General features: G+C 36.8%; 15 protein-coding genes. 6 read left to right on the forward strand and 9 right to left on the reverse strand.

Features of this window, described 5'->3' with window-relative positions; translation table 11 throughout:
* Both A8L44_RS05370 and A8L44_RS05375 read right to left on the reverse strand, forming a co-directional pair.
* Positions 1-879 carry a branched-chain amino acid ABC transporter permease gene (locus A8L44_RS05370; RefSeq protein WP_066102795.1) on the reverse strand — a complete coding sequence of 293 codons (879 nt, stop codon included), beginning with the start codon at positions 877-879 and terminating at the stop codon, positions 1-3.
* 71 nt (positions 880-950) lie between these two features.
* On the reverse strand, positions 951-2,126 hold the full coding sequence (locus A8L44_RS05375) for an ABC transporter substrate-binding protein (protein WP_066102797.1): 1,176 nt from the start codon (positions 2,124-2,126) through the stop codon (positions 951-953).
* Positions 2,127-2,394: 268 nt separating this feature from the next.
* Between A8L44_RS05375 and A8L44_RS18865 the strand changes: the two genes are divergently transcribed.
* From A8L44_RS18865 to A8L44_RS05400, 6 genes are all read left to right on the forward strand, one after another.
* A complete protein-coding gene (locus A8L44_RS18865) occupies positions 2,395-2,541 on the forward strand; it encodes a hypothetical protein (RefSeq protein ID WP_175354247.1) in 147 nt (48 codons plus the stop codon).
* Positions 2,542-2,958: 417 nt separating this feature from the next.
* Entirely contained in the window at positions 2,959-3,852 is an 894-nt protein-coding gene (locus A8L44_RS05380) for a MerR family transcriptional regulator (protein WP_066102800.1), read from the forward strand.
* Between the two features lie 153 nt (positions 3,853-4,005).
* Positions 4,006-5,073 (forward strand): ABC transporter permease, encoded by a 1,068-nt coding sequence (locus A8L44_RS05385; RefSeq protein WP_066102803.1) that lies wholly within the window; start codon positions 4,006-4,008, stop codon positions 5,071-5,073.
* A gap of 4 nt (positions 5,074-5,077) precedes the next feature.
* Complete coding sequence (locus A8L44_RS05390) at positions 5,078-5,755, forward strand: ABC transporter ATP-binding protein (RefSeq protein ID WP_066102807.1); 678 nt, start codon at positions 5,078-5,080, stop codon at positions 5,753-5,755.
* 211 nt (positions 5,756-5,966) lie between these two features.
* On the forward strand, positions 5,967-7,445 hold the full coding sequence (locus tag A8L44_RS05395; RefSeq protein ID WP_066102810.1) for an amino acid permease: 1,479 nt from the start codon (positions 5,967-5,969) through the stop codon (positions 7,443-7,445).
* 316 nt (positions 7,446-7,761) lie between these two features.
* The gene (locus A8L44_RS05400) at positions 7,762-8,448 is read left to right on the forward strand and encodes a YoaK family protein (protein WP_066102813.1); all 687 of its coding nucleotides are present in this window, start codon (positions 7,762-7,764) and stop codon (positions 8,446-8,448) included.
* A 139-nt stretch (positions 8,449-8,587) separates the two neighbouring features.
* Here the strand turns inward: A8L44_RS05400 and A8L44_RS05405 are convergent, their stop codons facing one another.
* The 7 genes from A8L44_RS05405 to xylA form a co-directional block, all read right to left on the reverse strand.
* Positions 8,588-9,103, reverse strand: a complete 516-nt coding sequence (locus A8L44_RS05405) for a gamma-glutamylcyclotransferase family protein (RefSeq protein ID WP_077247998.1) — start codon at positions 9,101-9,103, stop codon at positions 8,588-8,590.
* Positions 9,103-9,744: a pyroglutamyl-peptidase I gene (gene pcp, locus A8L44_RS05410; RefSeq protein WP_066102816.1), complete on the reverse strand. Its 642-nt coding sequence runs from the start codon at positions 9,742-9,744 to the stop codon at positions 9,103-9,105. The genes A8L44_RS05405 and pcp overlap by 1 nt, the downstream gene beginning before the upstream one ends.
* A gap of 30 nt (positions 9,745-9,774) precedes the next feature.
* The gene (locus tag A8L44_RS05415) at positions 9,775-10,704 is read right to left on the reverse strand and encodes a DUF979 domain-containing protein (protein WP_066102819.1); all 930 of its coding nucleotides are present in this window, start codon (positions 10,702-10,704) and stop codon (positions 9,775-9,777) included.
* Positions 10,704-11,396 (reverse strand): DUF969 domain-containing protein, encoded by a 693-nt coding sequence (locus tag A8L44_RS05420; RefSeq protein ID WP_066102823.1) that lies wholly within the window; start codon positions 11,394-11,396, stop codon positions 10,704-10,706. Before A8L44_RS05420 ends, A8L44_RS05415 begins: the two co-directional genes overlap by 1 nt.
* Before the next feature lie 303 nt (positions 11,397-11,699).
* Positions 11,700-13,322, reverse strand: coding sequence for an aspartate 4-decarboxylase (gene aspD, locus A8L44_RS05425; RefSeq protein WP_066102826.1), 1,623 nt, complete (start codon positions 13,320-13,322; stop codon positions 11,700-11,702).
* Positions 13,323-13,622: 300 nt separating this feature from the next.
* Positions 13,623-15,122 (reverse strand): xylulokinase, encoded by a 1,500-nt coding sequence (gene xylB, locus A8L44_RS05430; protein ID WP_066102831.1) that lies wholly within the window; start codon positions 15,120-15,122, stop codon positions 13,623-13,625.
* A 66-nt stretch (positions 15,123-15,188) separates the two neighbouring features.
* The gene (gene xylA / locus A8L44_RS05435; protein ID WP_066102834.1) at positions 15,189-16,520 is read right to left on the reverse strand and encodes a xylose isomerase; all 1,332 of its coding nucleotides are present in this window, start codon (positions 16,518-16,520) and stop codon (positions 15,189-15,191) included.
* Positions 16,521-16,651: the final 131 nt, after the last annotated feature.

The following is a 16,651-nucleotide window of genomic DNA, read 5'->3' on the forward strand; positions in this document are numbered from 1 at the left end:
TTACACTTTTTCTCTTCTGTTTTTTCCGAACAAGCCCTGCGGCATAAAAATTAATATCAAGATGAGGACAACAAATGCAGCTGCATCCCTCCATAAGGATAAACCGGAGGCACTTACCAACCCCTCTACTACACCAAGCAACAGACCGCCTACCATGGCACCTGGAATAATGCCAATCCCTCCAAGGACCGCGGCGACGAAAGCCTTAAGTCCCGGCATTACTCCCATTAATGGCTCTATTTTTGTATAGTAGGTCCCAAATATAACACCCGCTGCTCCCGCAAGTGCTGATCCGATTGCGAACGTAGCAGAAATTGTATTGTTTACGCTGATTCCCATTAATTTAGCAGCATCTGCATCAAATGAAACTGCACGCATCGCCCGGCCAATTTTAGTTTTATGAACAACAAATTGCAGAACGATCATCAAGAAGAGTGAAACACCCAAAATCATCAGCGATTGACTTTTTATCGTAACACCAAAGATATCTATTGAATCTGCTGGCAGAACATTATTTGGATATGCTTCAGGCTGCGCTCCCCTGATTTGGATCATCCCGTTTTCGATTAATAAGGAAACCCCAATGGCCGTAATGAGTGCCGCAATACGAGTCGCATTACGCAGAGGCTTGTACGCAATCCGTTCAATCAAAACTCCAAAGATAGCACAGGCAACCATGGCAAGAAGCAGTGCGGGAAAAAAAGATAATTCCATAAACGTAATCGCATAAAAGCCGATGAAGGCTCCAACCATAAATACATCGCCATGTGCAAAATTAATCAATTTTACAATTCCATACACCATCGTATAACCGAGCGCTATTAACGCATAAATACTGCCAAGTGATATCCCATTTACAAGTTGCTGAATAAATTCCATAACCTAAGACTCCCCTCGGTCATTATTTCAAAAATAGGAAGCTTTTTAACAAAGCTTCCTATTCCTCATTCTTATGGATTTACCTTTGTTTCAAAAACTTGCTCACCATTTTCATATTTTAAAATGGCCGCAGATTTAACCGGATTATGATTTTTATCCATCGTTAAATTCCCCGATACAAGCTGTAAATCTTTTGTTTCAGCAAGTGCATCTTTAATTTTTTCCGGTGTTGCGTCATCTCCTGCGCGTTTTATCGAATCTGCAATGAAGTAGGCTGTGTCATAACCAAGTGCTGCAAAGGCGTCCGGTGATTTATCTTTATATTTCTTTTTAAATGCCGATACAAAATCCTGGATTTTTTTGTCCGGATCTCCAGCAGAATAATGGTTCGTGATAAAGGTATTATTCAGCGCTTCCTTACCGGCAATTTCTAGTAACTTAGGAGAATCCCAACCGTCTCCTCCCATAACTGGAACTTCAATTCCTGACTCACGTGCTTGTTTTAAAATTAATCCAACTTCTTCATAGAATGCTGGAACAAAAACAAAGTCCGGATTTGCTTTTTTGATTCTTGTCAATGTTGATTGGAAATCGGTATCTTTTTGCAGGAATGCTTCTTCTGCTACAATTTGACCGCCTGCTTTTGTAAATGCATCTTTAAATGCTGCAGCTAGCCCCTTGGAATAGTCACTGGAGCTATCAATATAGATAGCAGCTGTTTTTGCATCTAATTCCTGCTGAGCAAAATTCGCTGCAACTGTTCCCTGGAACGGATCAATGAAACACGTTCTAAAAACATATTCATTAACCTTGCCATCCTTCGAAGTAATCGTTTCGTTCGTCCCTGTAGGTGTAATTAATGGAACTTTGTTATCATTGGCAACCTGGACCTGCGCCAATGTATTTGTACTTGTCGCCGCACCAATCATGACATCCACCTTATCCTGGCTGGCAAGCTTGATTGCTCCGGTCGTTGCTTCTGCTGCATCTGACTTGTTATCATATTTTACTATTTTCAGTTTTTTGCCACCGACACCTTCTTTGTTTATTTCTTCAAGTGCCAGATCCATCCCTTCCACAATGGATTGACCATAGGATGCCCCACCGCCAGTTAACTCAAGGTTGGCTCCAATTTTAATCGTATCTCCTTTTTCTCCGCCGCCTGATTTCTCTCCACCGCAGCCGGCCAAAACACCCATACCTAATGATAATGAAAGAATAATACCAGCTAGTTTCTTCTTTTTCATTACACATGCCCCCTATTTTTCTTATAGATAAAGATATGAAACGGTGATTTGATTGAAAGATTAAAATATTCTGAATATAGTTTAACCCCTACTGGAAAATATGTACATATATTTTTTTATTTTAAAATCTGCTAACTGTTATCCTATAAATTCACTTAAATCTATAGGGATAATCAGTAAAATATTAAATACGCTAGCTGGATAAAGATGTTTTCAGCTCAAGAATACAGGAATGAAAAATATAACCAACACGTTAGGAGGCGACAATATGACAGACAAAAATAACACAGAAGGATTACGAGAACTCGAAAGAAAAGTTCAAAACAGTCAGAAGAAGCCAGAAAACGCAATTGATAAAGGCCGTAAACCGGATCAACAAAATCGCCTAAAGAACCAAGAAACTAGACTGCCTTAAATTATATTAAAACTGAAGAAACCCAGTCTCTTGACTGGGTTCTCTTTTATGTATGAAATGCCTACTTTTTTTAATATTCCTTAAAATCATCCACAAATCATAATTTTCTTTTTAGAGTGCATATATTATTGGTAGTTCATCTCTTAAAAAAATGTTCAGGGATTATGTTATAAAGGAATGGCTGAACTATCTTTGTATGTTTTCTATTAATTTCAACACTACCTCTATTATAATATTGAATTACCTCAATCCATAACTCTTCCATTTAAAAAAACTACCCTGCTAAAGTAACACTTTTTTACTAGACCTAACAAAATCCAAAACTAAATAGCAACCCAGGAATTGCATTCTTTTATGAACTTAATATACAGTTAAAATATAGAGAATTTATAGTACTTGTAAAAGAAAGGTTATTTTATGTATAAGATTAATGCTGTTTCTAAATTGTTAGATATGCCAACTGTTACCATTCGATCATGGGAAACCCGTTATCACGCTATTACTCCGAAACGTACTGAATCAGGTCATAGAGTATATACAGAAGAAAATGTAAATGATTTAAAATGGCTCAAAAAACAGGTTCAGGATCATAAGATGAGCGTCAGCCAGGCAGTTCAGCTTCTAAAAATCCACAAAGGTGAAATTGAAAAGGAGCAATTAATCGACAACACGATCAATCATTCATTTGAGGCGCAAATTAATGAATTATTTGATGCTACGCTACATTTTGATTCTGAGAGATGTAATCAGCTCTTTGATTTATATTTTTCTCAATTTCATTATAAAACGGTCTTTTATTCAATTGTCGTCCCACTTATGTATAAGGTTGGAGATGCTTGGGAAAAGGGAGAGTTGTCTGTTATTAAAGAGCATATGATCAGTAATATTGTGCTTCAGCGCGCCATTAATTTTTTTACGATTTTTCATTCATCCCCGGTTCTACCCAAAGTGATTGCCATTTGTCCGGAAGGGGAGCATCATCAGCTTGGATTAATCCTCTTTACTCTCTTTTTAAAAGAGCAGCATTATCCAGTCTATTATATAGGCGCCGATACACCACTTGATGGGTTGGATGAGTTGATTAAGGAAAAAGATATTGAGATAGTGGCCATTTCTATCTCCAGTGATGAACACGAACTGAAGGCCCAAAAATATATAGATATTCTTTATAAGCAAAATCCAAAGTTAAAATTCATCATCGGCGGTTTAGGAATTAAAGAAAGCAAAAAACAAGAGCCTCGCTGGGATGTATCTCCGTTTGACAAAGACTGGCTGAACATCATGAGTCAGATTAATGATTATAAAAATTAAATACTTACTTCATGCCCCAATTCCTGTTGGGGCATTTTTCTTTTCATAATTAAAGTTACCTCAAATTCAATTATTTGCTATTATTATATTTTTCTTATACATTATCTATATATTAATTATATTTTAAATACAAATAATGTGAGGATGGGATACATGTTTTTAGCCTGGAATGAAATAAAGAATAATAAACTTCGCTTTTTATTAATTGTCGGTGTTTTAACACTCGTTTCCTACCTAGTATTCTTTTTATCCGGATTAGCTAATGGGCTTGAAAACCTAAATAAAGAAGCCGTTGATAAATGGGAGGCAGATGGAGTCATACTGACGGATGAATCAGATATAAATCTCCCGCAATCAACTTTGGCAATCGGCGATTTTGAGGGGGACGGTACAGATGAATACGCCATTTTGTCTCAAGTAAACTCCATCGCAAAAACAGATGATATAAAAACAAATGTCTCACTTTTCGGTATCAATGAAGATGAATTTATTATGCCTGATGTAAGTGAAGGGAAGGCTTTTAGTAAAATGGGTGAAGTAATAGCCGATGATTCTCTCAAAGATGAAGGGTTTAAAATTGGCGATGAATTGAGCCTTTCTTCTACGGACATCACTCTTACGATTACCGGATTCACTGAGGATGCAAAATTTAATGCTGCACCAGTATTGTATGGATCACTGGAAACGATACAGGAAGTTCGTTTTGGTGATGCAGCAGAGCAAAAAGATGATCAAATTAATGGTTATGTCATTCGTACAGATAACTTAGAAAGCGTCACTGTCGACGATTCACTTAGTGTGGTTTCAACACAAACATTTATTGAAAACATGCCCGGATATTCCGAACAAAACTTGACATTAACCTTTATGATCTATTTTCTATTTATCATATCTGCCGTCATCCTGGCGATATTCCTTTATGTATTAACCATTCAAAAAATCAGTATTTTCGGAGTTATGAAAGCACAGGGAATTTCCAACAGCTATTTGTCCAAATCAGTGATTGCCCAAACATTTATCCTATCCTTAGCAGGAGTTATTGTTGGTTTCACCCTAACTCTTATAACCGGATATTTCTTACCAGCAGCTGTTCCTGTTGCCTTTAACTATATGGATATGCTGATATACGCTGCTGTCCTGGTTATTGTATCTATACTTGGAGCGCTATTCTCTGTACAGACTATTGTCAAAATCGATCCTTTAGACGCGATAGGAGGTTAACATAATGGCATTACTTGAATTAAAAGAGGTCAACAAAGTTTTCATGTCCGGCCGTACAGAAATCGAAGCATTAAAAACTACTAACTTTTCGGCAGATTCAGGAGAATTAATTGCCGTTATCGGTCCTTCCGGTTCTGGAAAAAGTACTTTTCTAACCATTGCGGGCGGTCTTCAAGCACCAAGCAACGGTGAAGTGATTGTAAATGATCAAAACCTGACTAACCTAAAGGAAAAAGAACGAGCATCCATTCGTTTAAAAGAAATAGGCTTTGTTTTGCAAGCCTCTAACCTTGTACCCTTTCTTACAGTAAATCAGCAAATGCATTTACTGGATAAAGTAAAGAAGGATAATATGGATAATACTCAAATTCAAAGCCTTTACAGGGCACTTGGAATTGAGGATTTGCTTACCAGTTTCCCATCAGATTTATCGGGTGGTGAGCGCCAACGTGTTGCATTAGCAAAAGCATTATATACAGATCCTAGTATCATTCTTGCTGATGAACCAACCGCCTCCCTCGATTCTGACCGCGCCTTTGAGGTAATGGAAATGTTGAAAAATGCTACTACCAATCATGGTAAAACAACCATTGTGGTCACACATGATACAAGACTAATAGATTATTGTGATAAAGTTTATAAAATTATTGATGGAACGCTAAACCTCGAATCTCATAAATAAATAGCTTACCCTCTGTTTTAAAGAGCCTTTCTCTGTAAAGAAGAGAGGCTCTTTTCTCATTGCCCACGCTATTTTTATTATTCCCAAATTATAAATTTACTGTTTTTTCTAAAATATTAGATTGTTAACAAAAATGTTTAAGCTTACTTGCTAAATTGGTATATAACACTACTAATTAATAAATGACATAAAGAAGGAAAGAGGCATAATAATGGAACCTGCCATTAAAGAAACATCACCTATATATAAACGTAAAAAGAAAAGAAAATTAAAAAGAGATTTAAAAACCAGGCATTTAACAATGATTTCTCTCGGCGGAACGATTGGTACGGGATTATTTCTGGCTAGTGGAAATACAGTTCATGCTGCCGGTCCTGGCGGTGCCCTTGTTGCCTTCGCAATTGTTGGTATAATGGTATATTTTTTAATGACAAGTCTGGGAGAGATGGCCGCACATATGCCCGTTGCGGGATCATTCAGTATCTATGGAGAAAAGTTCGTCGATCCTGCCTTTGGCTTCGCACTTGGCTGGAATTACTGGTATAGTTGGGCAGTCACGATTGCAGCAGAGCTATCAGCGATTGTGTTAATAATGAAGTTTTGGTTTCCTGATAGCCCTTCAGCATTATGGAGTGGATTATTTCTTCTCATTATTTTTCTACTAAACGCTCTCTCTGTTAAAAGCTTCGGAGAGTCAGAATATTGGTTCTCATTAATAAAAGTAATTGCCATTATTGTTTTTATCGGTACAGGTGTCTTGATGATATTTGGAATTATGGGCGGAGAAGCCATTGGATTCAAGAATTTCACAGTTGATGATGCACCTTTTAATGGAGGAATCATGGCTATATTAGGAGTCTTTATGGTCGTTGGTTTTTCATTTCAAGGGACAGAGCTTATTGGGATTACGGCCGGAGAAAGTAAGGAACCAGCAAAAACTATTCCTAAAGCTGTAAATTCAGTTTTTTGGAGGATTTTAATTTTCTTTATTCTTTCTATCTTAATCATCGGTTTAGTGATTCCCTATACTACTCCGGACCTTGCTGCTACCGATAGTGTCGTAAAAAGTCCTTTCACTCTTCTATTTGAGCGCGCTGGCATTGCCTTTGCTGCATCTGTTATGAACGCAATCATCCTGACCGCCATTCTTTCAGCAGGTAACTCAGGAATGTATGCAGCAGCCCGAATGCTATGGAACTTAGCAGAAAGAGGACATGCTCCAAAATTCCTTGGAAAATTAAGCAAAAAAGGTGTACCCATCAATGCCTTAATTGCTACTGGCCTGGTTGGCTGTCTGGCATTTTTAAGTTCACTTTTTGGAGATGGTGTGGTTTATGTCTGGCTCATTAATGCAGCCGGTTTATCTGGGTTTATTGCCTGGCTTGGCATCGCCATTAGCCACTATCGTTTTCGCAGAGCATATGTGGCTCAGGGATATGATGTAAATGATCTTCCTTATAAAGCAAAATGGTTCCCGTTCGCACCGCTCGCTGCTGCCACACTATGTACCCTGATCATACTTGGCCAAAATACCGATGCCTTATTTGGCGGTACTATAGATTGGTACGGTTTATTAGTATCCTATATCAGTCTTCCGCTATTTCTAATTTTGTGGTTTGGATATAAATATAGTAAGAAAACAAAAGTTGTTTCTCTAAAAGAAATGAATGTAAAGAAAATTAAAGCCTAAAAAGAATGAAGAACCTCTAGTTACTAATGGAGGTTCTTCATTCTTTGCAAAGATAACTCCCTCTATTTCATCTCCCCTCTTCCTCGAGCAAACGGTCTAATAGTGCGTAATAAATCATTTACATTCTTTAGTAGCAGTTAGCTTCTCCGTCCATCTAAAATGCAAAAAAATCGCATCCGTTTCCTCATCCACTTATTTTTCGGATAATGACATTCAAGATTTTTTGAATAATCTAAGTAGGTATGTGGAATCATTTTCATAAAAGCCACGTTCTCTTCCTTTTTGCTAAAAATGGGCTGGTCGTAAGGAGATATATATGGAACATAGAATAAGAAAATTTCTTTCATTATCAGCTAATTCCTTAGTTATGGGAATGATCCTGGCATTAGTAGGTGGGTTTTTAGATGCTTATACATACGTTACAAGGGACGGAGTTTTTGCAACTGCACAAACAGGAAATACCGTTTTATTTGCGGTGAGAGCAGCCAGCACAAAATACGGTGCAGCCATTCAGAATGTACCGCCTTTTTTAGCTTTTATTGCCGGCGTGTTAACAGCCGAATACATCAAAGACAAACACGATATGCATAGACGAGCAGTTTTAATACTGGAGTGTGTCATTTTATTTATTGTCGGTTGGTTACCAGGAAGTGTACCGAATATGATTGTCACTATGAGCATTGCCTTTGTATCCTCCCTGCAAATCGCTACCTTTAACAAATTGGAAAATTGGAGCTACAATTCAACCATCACAACCGGAAATCTGCGAACTGCCTCTTCAGCTTTTTACGGCGCCTTTATAGATCGTGATTCAGAATCAAAAAGAAAATTTAAAGGGTTTTCCGCCATTATACTCTCCTTTATTTTTGGTGCATTAGTTGGGACCTATTCCAGTATTCATATGGGGAACACAGCCATCTGGATAGCAGCCAGTATTATCCTGCTCACCGTTATTTTATATCATAAAAATAAAGGATTTATGGAGGACAATAATACCTCCTGACCTAATGAAAAATGCTAGTTTTCAACACCTTACCAAGAGATAGGGTTAGGTGAAATTCTTTAATTCCAGATCAAAAAACAAAAAAAGAAAAACAGCTGCTTTTACACAGCTGTTTAATACTCGGATTTCATTAGAAAGCTCAGCTATAAACATAGCTTTCTCGCATTTCTTCTTTAGCCATCCCGATTAAAATATTCTTATTTGGAGAAAGCTCTTTTTGTAAATTTCCACTTATCATGTATTCTTTCCAATCACCATGCGGAATATAAATGGTACTACTCTCAAAAATTGAATCTTTGTCTTTGTTATAGAAATAAACAAAACATTTTTCTTTTTGATGGGTATGAAGATTTTCTACTTCCAGCACTACTTTATGGTATTCATTTTCGGGATTATTTTCACTAATGTATCCCTCCATCTCATCCATTGCCTTCATTGTATCCTCGTAACAATCTTCTTTTATGACCATGATTTCTCCCCATACTACATCTTCACCAAATGTAATAGCAGGATAACCTTTATACGGCATATGATATAATTTCATATTTTCTAATTTGGCTTCTTTTTTCTCAATGACCTTATTAGCTAAATACTTATTATAATTGAAAAACCCTTCCCGTAAGCTTCCATAAACAAAAAGATTGATCCGACTCATTAACAAATCTCTCCGCCGATTGCTTTTATATCTTCGTCATAGATAACACAAGCTTCAATAGCCAGTTCCAAGCCCTTTACAATATCATTTAACGACATAAACGGAGTATTTTTCTTATCCATCACTTGAGAAGTCATATAAGGGATGTGAATAAATCCACCTTTTATATTTGGATACTTCTTATCAATCATGTAAAGAATTCCGTACATTACATGGTTACATACAAATGTTCCGGCTGTATTTGATAACGTTGCCGGGATTCCATTTTCACTCATATGTTTAACCATAGCTTTTACTGGTAAGTTTGAGAAATAAGCAGGTTGACCATCCGGTTGGATAACTGCATCAATTGGTTGATTACCTTCGTTATCTTTAATTCTATAATCATCCAGGTTAATAGCAACTCTTTCAGGAGTTATATCAAATCTTCCTCCTGCCTGCCCTACTGATATGACAATATCCGGCTTGTGCTGTTCTATTGCATTCTCTATTGCTTCAACAGATTTATTTTGAACTGTCGGTATAATGACCTTAATAACCTCTGCTCCTGCGATTTTGTTGTTTACCATTTTAACAGCTTCTTCAGCTGGGTTTACTGGCTCTCCTCCGAATGCATCAAATCCAGTTATTAATACTTTCATAATTTATTCTCCTATTGTAAGTTTTTTATCTTAAAATCCCCAAATATACATCATAAATATATGAACAACTAATAATGTTAAAGCGATTGGAGCTTGTGCCTTTATGACTGAATTCTTATCTTTTAGTTCAAGCAATGCAGCTGGTAACATATTGAAGTTTGCAGCCATAGGTGTAATTAATGTTCCACAGTATCCAGCTGTTAATGCCAGAGTTCCACAGATAAGGGGGTCTCCGCCTATAGCAAATACAAACGGAACACCGATTCCAGCCGTTATTACAGCAAATGCGGCAAATGCATTACCCATGATAGCTGTAAATAAAGCCATACCTACACAATAAGTTGCTACACCTACCAATGCATTACCTGTTGGGATCACATTCGAAATAATCGATGCAATCTTATCGCCTACACCCGCTGTCGTAAATAATACGCCTAATGAAGCTAATAATTGAGGCAGAATCGCAAATGCTCCAATTGATTGATACATTCTATTTGTATCCTCTAATAGCTCTTTAGAAGTAGCTTTAGTTAATATAAACGTTAATACTAATGCTATTGTTGATGCTATGCCAATCGCTACCGTTCCAGGGAAACTTGTAAATTGAGCCACAAGCATGGCTATAACTGCGATAGACAGTGATGGGATGAAAATTTTCAAGCCTAATTTTTCTGCTTTTAAGTTAGCGAATGTCTCATCTAATTGTTTTAACGTTCCAATATTTATTTGCTTAGTTGCCGATAATACAGCGATAACAACTACTAAAATACCTACTATCGTACTTGGAATATAGTTTCCAAGTATGAAAATTACGGCTAGTATTCCCCAAAACATAGCTGTACCGATTCTTGTTTTGTGGTTTTTATCCTTTAAAGTAAATACCATGGTAACTCCCATGAATAAACCGATTATAATATAAAAGAGTTCTAATAAAAGATTAGAGATTTGTGTTATATCCATTATTGTTCACCTCGTCCTTCTCCATTTTTACTAGAATATTTTTGCGTCATTTTTCTATCGAATAATAAATTTTGAGCAGTCCAGAATATGAATGCAATAACGGCAACTGGTACTGAAACTTTCGCTACTTCAAGTGTATCTACCTGCATGCCTAGCCCTTCCAGTGTAGATGCAATTAAAAGTACACCAGAATTTGCGATGAATACATTTTGCGCAAAGAAATTACCGATATTATCAGATGCTGCTGAGTATGATTTTATTTTTTCAATATCTTTTTCGTCGACCTTATCTCCGTATTTAGCAACGGCTGCACCTTCTGCCATTGGGCTTACTAAAGGTCTAACAAATTGTGGGTGTCCACCAAGTGTTACGCCCATACCAATCGTTACTTCTCTTATAAACGTATAACCACTCAGTAATTTTCCTACTGATAAACTGCTTGCTTTTTTAATAAGCATAACTGCCTTGGCTTTTAATCCGTATCTTTCACTCAACCCTATAACAGGAATGGTAATCAAAAATAAACAAGTTACTCTATTTGATACAAATGCTTCTCCAAGTGTATTAAGTATATCTACGATATTCATGTTTGCCACAAGTCCAGTCGAAATACCTGCTACAACAACTACTGCAATGGTATCTAACTTTAGTGCAAATCCTATTATTATAATCAAGATCCCTAATAGTTCCATTACTACTCTCCTATTCTAACATTTTAGTTATTCTACAATAATTTCTAATTATATAGTCATCTTTTAACATTGTAAATAACACGTACAACTATACTTCAACATTTTAATCTGGTAAAGGAGTAAAATATGGTTATTATCAATAATAAATAGTAGCAATGAAATGACAGAATATTAAATAACTTAAAAAGCCTTGCTACATAATTTCGTAGCAAAGCCTCGACCATTATTATACAGGAATAATTATATTCCGTCTGATGATACCTAAATAGCATTAGTAAAATCTCTGGAATTAGGCACTTAAATTTAAATATGGCCCATTTTCTTTTTCCATTCCATCACATAATTTTCTAGTACATTTTTTAGTTCTTGGCCAATTTGTAAGTAGTCTTCATCATTTAGATTAGCAAGAGATACACGAATGGACCATACTGGTGCTGAAAATCCTTCGCCGCTTAATAATACAATCGATGAGTTTTCTGCTAGGCGATATAAAATATCAACCGGGTTATAATTCTTTTTCAGGTAATCGGTGAACCCTTTATCAAAGTGATGATTACACCAGATTTCCAAATCGATTTCTGTATAATAATCTGCATCATTAGGCAAATGTTTCTTAGGTAAACCGAGACCTTTGTATAATAAATTCATCCTCCGGTGTAAAATGTCCATAGTTTTTTTCTTGTATTCATTATTGGTATCGAGCATTGCAAAAATTGAAAATAAAGCCATTTGTACTTGTTGCGGTGTCGATAATCCAGCTGTGTGATTCATCGCAACGGCTCTGCTATCTGCAACTATTCGATCGATAAACGTAAGACTTTCTGGATTCCGTGTAAGCGAAGCGTATCTTTTATGTAGAACCTCCTTCGTTTCTTCTGGTAAATCATCGACTAATTTATCAAAGACATTGGATCGATTTATGGAAATCGTCCCTAATCGCCAGCCTGTCACACCAAAATATTTAGAAAATGAATAGACCCCAATTGTATTGAATGGTAAATCCACCATTAAGGAACGGAACCCTTCAACAAAAGTACCATATACATCATCTGAAATTATCATAAGATTTGGATTATCTTGTTTCACGATTTGTATGATTTTTTCTGTGGATTTCTTTTCCAAAGAAACTGAAGGCGGATTGCTCGGATTTACTAAAAAAAGTGCTTTAATGTCCGTATCTTTTAATTTTTCTATTTCTTCATCAGGGTATTGCCATGTATGCTGTCCTTCATTGTTTAATTCGGTTGCTTCAATTTTCACAAGTTCGTAATCATTGTTAGGAAGCTCTGGAATCTCTATATAAGGCGGAAAAATTGGAACCATCACCGCAATTTTAGATCCTTTGGGCAGCAAATAATTTTTAAATAACGTATCAAATATATAACACATCGCTGCCGTTGCTCCTTCAACAGCAAATAAATCAAACGGACCAGCCGACGAATCACCATTACATAGCTCTTTAATTAAAAAATCATGTACAACCTGTTCAGTTCTAACAAGCATTCGATCCGGAATCGGGTAATTATCACCAATAATTCCATCTACTAATTCATAGACCCATGTATCTGGCTCAAACTGTTTATTTTTGATACCGTATTGAATAATTTCTTTCAGCAAATGAATTCCTGGAACTTGCTGATTGGCCTCAACATATTTATTAAAACGTTCTGCAATTCCTATCCGACTTGGCATCCCCGCTAAATTGCCATCATCCCATACTTGCCTCGATTCTGTAACAGCGAATTGCCCTAAAGCAAAAAACGCTTCTCGAGGTGTCGCTGCAATCCAATTAGGATTCCCCCGTCCTGCATCCAGCATAGTTCTAGTGATTCTCATTTTTCCTTTTGCAAGATCAATGAGCTTATCTTTTAACTCAAACGGACTTATTTTCTCCAATTGATGACTTTCCTTTTTTAGTTCATCCATCAAGATCCTCCTAATAAACTGCTAAAACCATATAAAAAGTATTCCACAAGTACACGTGGAATATAATCGAACTCATTTATTTCTCTCATTAACAGAATATTGAGGGACCTATAAAAATTTAGTAACGGTTAGAACTTTCTCTCTCATTACAAAAAAATCTGACCTATTAATCAAAAAAATAAGTCAGATTTAATAGTCCGACTTATTTTACGAATATTATTTACTTTTTACTAGCAGTTAGAAAAGGATTACAACATCACCTTTGGCACTTCAAAACCCAAATAACACCATTACCATTAATTATTTTCTATATTCTTCAAGTTGCTCATTAAGCCCCTTCGTTTGAGTATATACCTGTTGATATACCTTAAATAATCGCTTATACGTCTCGACATTTTCTTGAATCGGATCATAGGATTTTGCAACTTGAATAAAATGATTGGCACATTCGTTTAATGAAGCAAACCAACCGCATCCATACGCTGCAAGCATCGCCGCTCCCATTCCTGGACCTTGCTCGCTTGTCAGTCTTTCAATTTTCGTATTAAAAATATCCGCTTGCATCTGCAGCCATGTGTCATTTTTGGCACCGCCGCCAATAGAGATTATTGAATTAATTGTCTTACCATTTTCCCTGAAAATTTCAATTGATTCGTTTAGAGAGAACGTTATCCCTTCCAGAACCGCGCGGGCAAAATATTTCCGATCAAGAGATGCATCAATGCCAATAAAGCTACCGCGAATAGTGGAATCTGCATGTGGTGTTCTTTCACCGACAATATATGGGGTAAATAATAGACCATTGCTGCCTGCAGGTACTTCTTCCACTCCAGCCAAAACTTGATCAAAATCTTCTTGCTTCGCGAACGTTTCCTTAAACCAGCTTAAGCTATAGCCAGCCGCAAGCGTCACACCCATTGTATAGTAAGCATTTTCTTCACCATGATTAAAATAATGAACTTTCCCATTAAAATCTAGGTCATTTCTTTCTTCATAAGATAGTACGACACCAGAGGTACCAATGCTTGCTAACGTTTTTCCTGGTGTTAAAATTCCGGAACCAATCGCACCGCATGCATTATCAGCTCCGCCTGCAAACACTTTTACCGCTTCAGTCAATCCTGTTTTTTGGGCAAATTCAGCTGTTACTGTACCTACAAAATCATGTGATTCCACTAATGGCGGGCAAAAATCAGAGGATAGACCAAATGCCGCCAATACTTCCTTGCTCCATTCCCGTTCCGCCACATTTAGTAATAGCGTTCCTGCAGCATCGGAGTAGTCCATATGAATGTTTCCGGTTAGGCGGTAGCGTAAATAATCCTTTGGGAGCACAAACAATCTTGCACGCTTGAAAATATCTGGTTCATTTTCTTTTACCCAGAGGATTTTAGGCAAGGTAAAGCCCTCTAACGCAGGGTTTTTCGTTACTTCTAATAAACGTTTACTTCCCATAACATCGCATATTTCCTGGCATTGCCTTGTCGTTCTCGTGTCATTCCATAAAATCGCATTTCTTAAGACTTGATTATCTTCATCTAGTAAAACTAAACCATGCATCTGACCCGAGAAACTGATCCCCTCTATATCATTTATATCCCCATCGAACTGGTGAATTAATTCCGCTATTCCTGCTGTCGTTTTTTCAACCCATTCTTCTGGGTTTTGTTCACTGTAACTAGATTTTTCAATAATAAGCGGATATGACTTTGCTACTTCCATACATACGTCTCCATGCTGATTCACTAGTAAGATTTTCACTGCACTTGTTCCGAGGTCTACACCAATAACATATTTCATCCTTATCATCCTTTTCTAAAAAAAGTGCTGGAGGAAAGGCTTCCAGCACTTTGTATGATTAATAGATTAAACGTGTACACTTGATAGTGTTTCTAATAAATATTGGTTGATGATAGCTTTAAGGCGCTCTGTTCTTCCAGATGTGTTCTTAATTTCAGTTAATTGAAGAGCGTACTTTTCTAATTCACGGAAGTTGGTTCTGCCCTCAACGATATCTAAGCCAATCCCTTCTTGATAGCTGCTATAGCGTTCTTCAACAAAGCTATCTAAAGCTTTATCTTCAATAAGCCTGTTTGCTACTTTTAATCCAATAGCAAATGCATCCATACCAGCGATGTGGGCATGAAAAAGATCCTCTGGCTCAAATGAACCCCGTCGTACTTTTGCATCGAAGTTTAAACCACCTTTGCCTAAACCTCCATTTTTCAATATTTCATACATTGCTAATGTATTAGAATAAAGATCAGTCGGAAATTCATCTGTATCCCATCCAAGGAGTGTATCCCCCTGGTTTGCATCCACTGATCCAAGCATTCCATTGATACGAGCTGTTCTTAACTCATGCTCAAATGTATGGCCAGCAAGAGTTGCATGGTTAGCTTCAATATTGAACTTGAAATAATCTGTCAGATCATATTTTTGCAAGAAAGCCATACTAGTCGCCACATCAAAATCATATTGGTGTTTTGTAGGTTCTTTAGGTTTTGGCTCAATCAAGAAAGGAACATTCAAACCTATTTCTTTCGCATAGTCAACTGCCATATGGAAGAAGCGAGCCAAGTTATCTTGTTCAAGCTTCATGTCCGTATTTAGGAGTGTTTCGTAGCCTTCACGACCGCCCCAAAACACATAGTTTTCAGCGCCAAGTTCCTTCGCTACTTCTAAGCCTTTTTTTACTTTCGCAGCTGAATAGGCAAATACATCAGCATTTGGAGAAGTGGCAGCACCATGTACATAACGAGGATTTGTGAACATATTTGCTGTATTCCAAAGCAACTTTGTTTTACTTGTTTTCATGTATTCCTGAATCATTGCTACGATAATATCCTGATTTTCATTTGTTTCTTTTAATGTGCTTCCTTCTGGAGCGATATCTACATCATGGAAAGCAAAATAAGGAACATTTAATTTTTCAAAGAGTTCAAATGCCGCTTCCACACGGGCTTTTGCTAAATCTAAACCTTTGAGATTATTCCATGGGCGAATCGCTGTACCAACACCAAATGGATCTGTTCCATCTGCTGTGAACGTGTGCCAATAGGTAACTGAGAATCGGAGAATATCTTCCATTGTTTTTCCATTTATCATTTCTTCTGGATTATAATACTTAAATGCTAAAGGATTTTTAGATGAAGCGCCTTCATATTGGATTTTATTAACAGTTTCGAAATAAGCCATTGTGGCATGCCTCCCAAATTTTTTAGGTTTCAGATCGTTTATGTAAATGCTTACAAAATATGAGTCTCTAAATTCTTAATCTGCAACCTGTATTAATTAGCATTGTAGCACTTTATACTTTGTTTGTCTAA

The sequence above is a fragment of the Bacillus sp. FJAT-27986 genome (assembly GCF_001685035.1).
GTDB lineage: Bacteria > Bacillota > Bacilli > Bacillales > Pradoshiaceae > Pradoshia.

Coding starts and splice junctions, on each gene's coding strand:
- A8L44_RS05370 (WP_066102795.1), bottom strand. CDS start 879: ATGGAATTTATTCAGCAACTTGTAAATGGGATATCACTTGGCAGTATT.
- A8L44_RS05375 (WP_066102797.1), bottom strand. CDS start 2,126: ATGAAAAAGAAGAAACTAGCTGGTATTATTCTTTCATTATCATTAGGT.
- A8L44_RS18865 (WP_175354247.1), top strand. CDS start 2,395: ATGACAGACAAAAATAACACAGAAGGATTACGAGAACTCGAAAGAAAA.
- A8L44_RS05380 (WP_066102800.1), top strand. CDS start 2,959: ATGTATAAGATTAATGCTGTTTCTAAATTGTTAGATATGCCAACTGTT.
- A8L44_RS05385 (WP_066102803.1), top strand. CDS start 4,006: ATGTTTTTAGCCTGGAATGAAATAAAGAATAATAAACTTCGCTTTTTA.
- A8L44_RS05390 (WP_066102807.1), top strand. CDS start 5,078: ATGGCATTACTTGAATTAAAAGAGGTCAACAAAGTTTTCATGTCCGGC.
- A8L44_RS05395 (WP_066102810.1), top strand. CDS start 5,967: ATGGAACCTGCCATTAAAGAAACATCACCTATATATAAACGTAAAAAG.
- A8L44_RS05400 (WP_066102813.1), top strand. CDS start 7,762: ATGGAACATAGAATAAGAAAATTTCTTTCATTATCAGCTAATTCCTTA.
- A8L44_RS05405 (WP_077247998.1), bottom strand. CDS start 9,103: ATGAGTCGGATCAATCTTTTTGTTTATGGAAGCTTACGGGAAGGGTTT.
- pcp (WP_066102816.1), bottom strand. CDS start 9,744: ATGAAAGTATTAATAACTGGATTTGATGCATTCGGAGGAGAGCCAGTA.
- A8L44_RS05415 (WP_066102819.1), bottom strand. CDS start 10,704: ATGGATATAACACAAATCTCTAATCTTTTATTAGAACTCTTTTATATT.
- A8L44_RS05420 (WP_066102823.1), bottom strand. CDS start 11,396: ATGGAACTATTAGGGATCTTGATTATAATAATAGGATTTGCACTAAAG.
- aspD (WP_066102826.1), bottom strand. CDS start 13,322: ATGGATGAACTAAAAAAGGAAAGTCATCAATTGGAGAAAATAAGTCCG.
- xylB (WP_066102831.1), bottom strand. CDS start 15,122: ATGAAATATGTTATTGGTGTAGACCTCGGAACAAGTGCAGTGAAAATC.
- xylA (WP_066102834.1), bottom strand. CDS start 16,520: ATGGCTTATTTCGAAACTGTTAATAAAATCCAATATGAAGGCGCTTCA.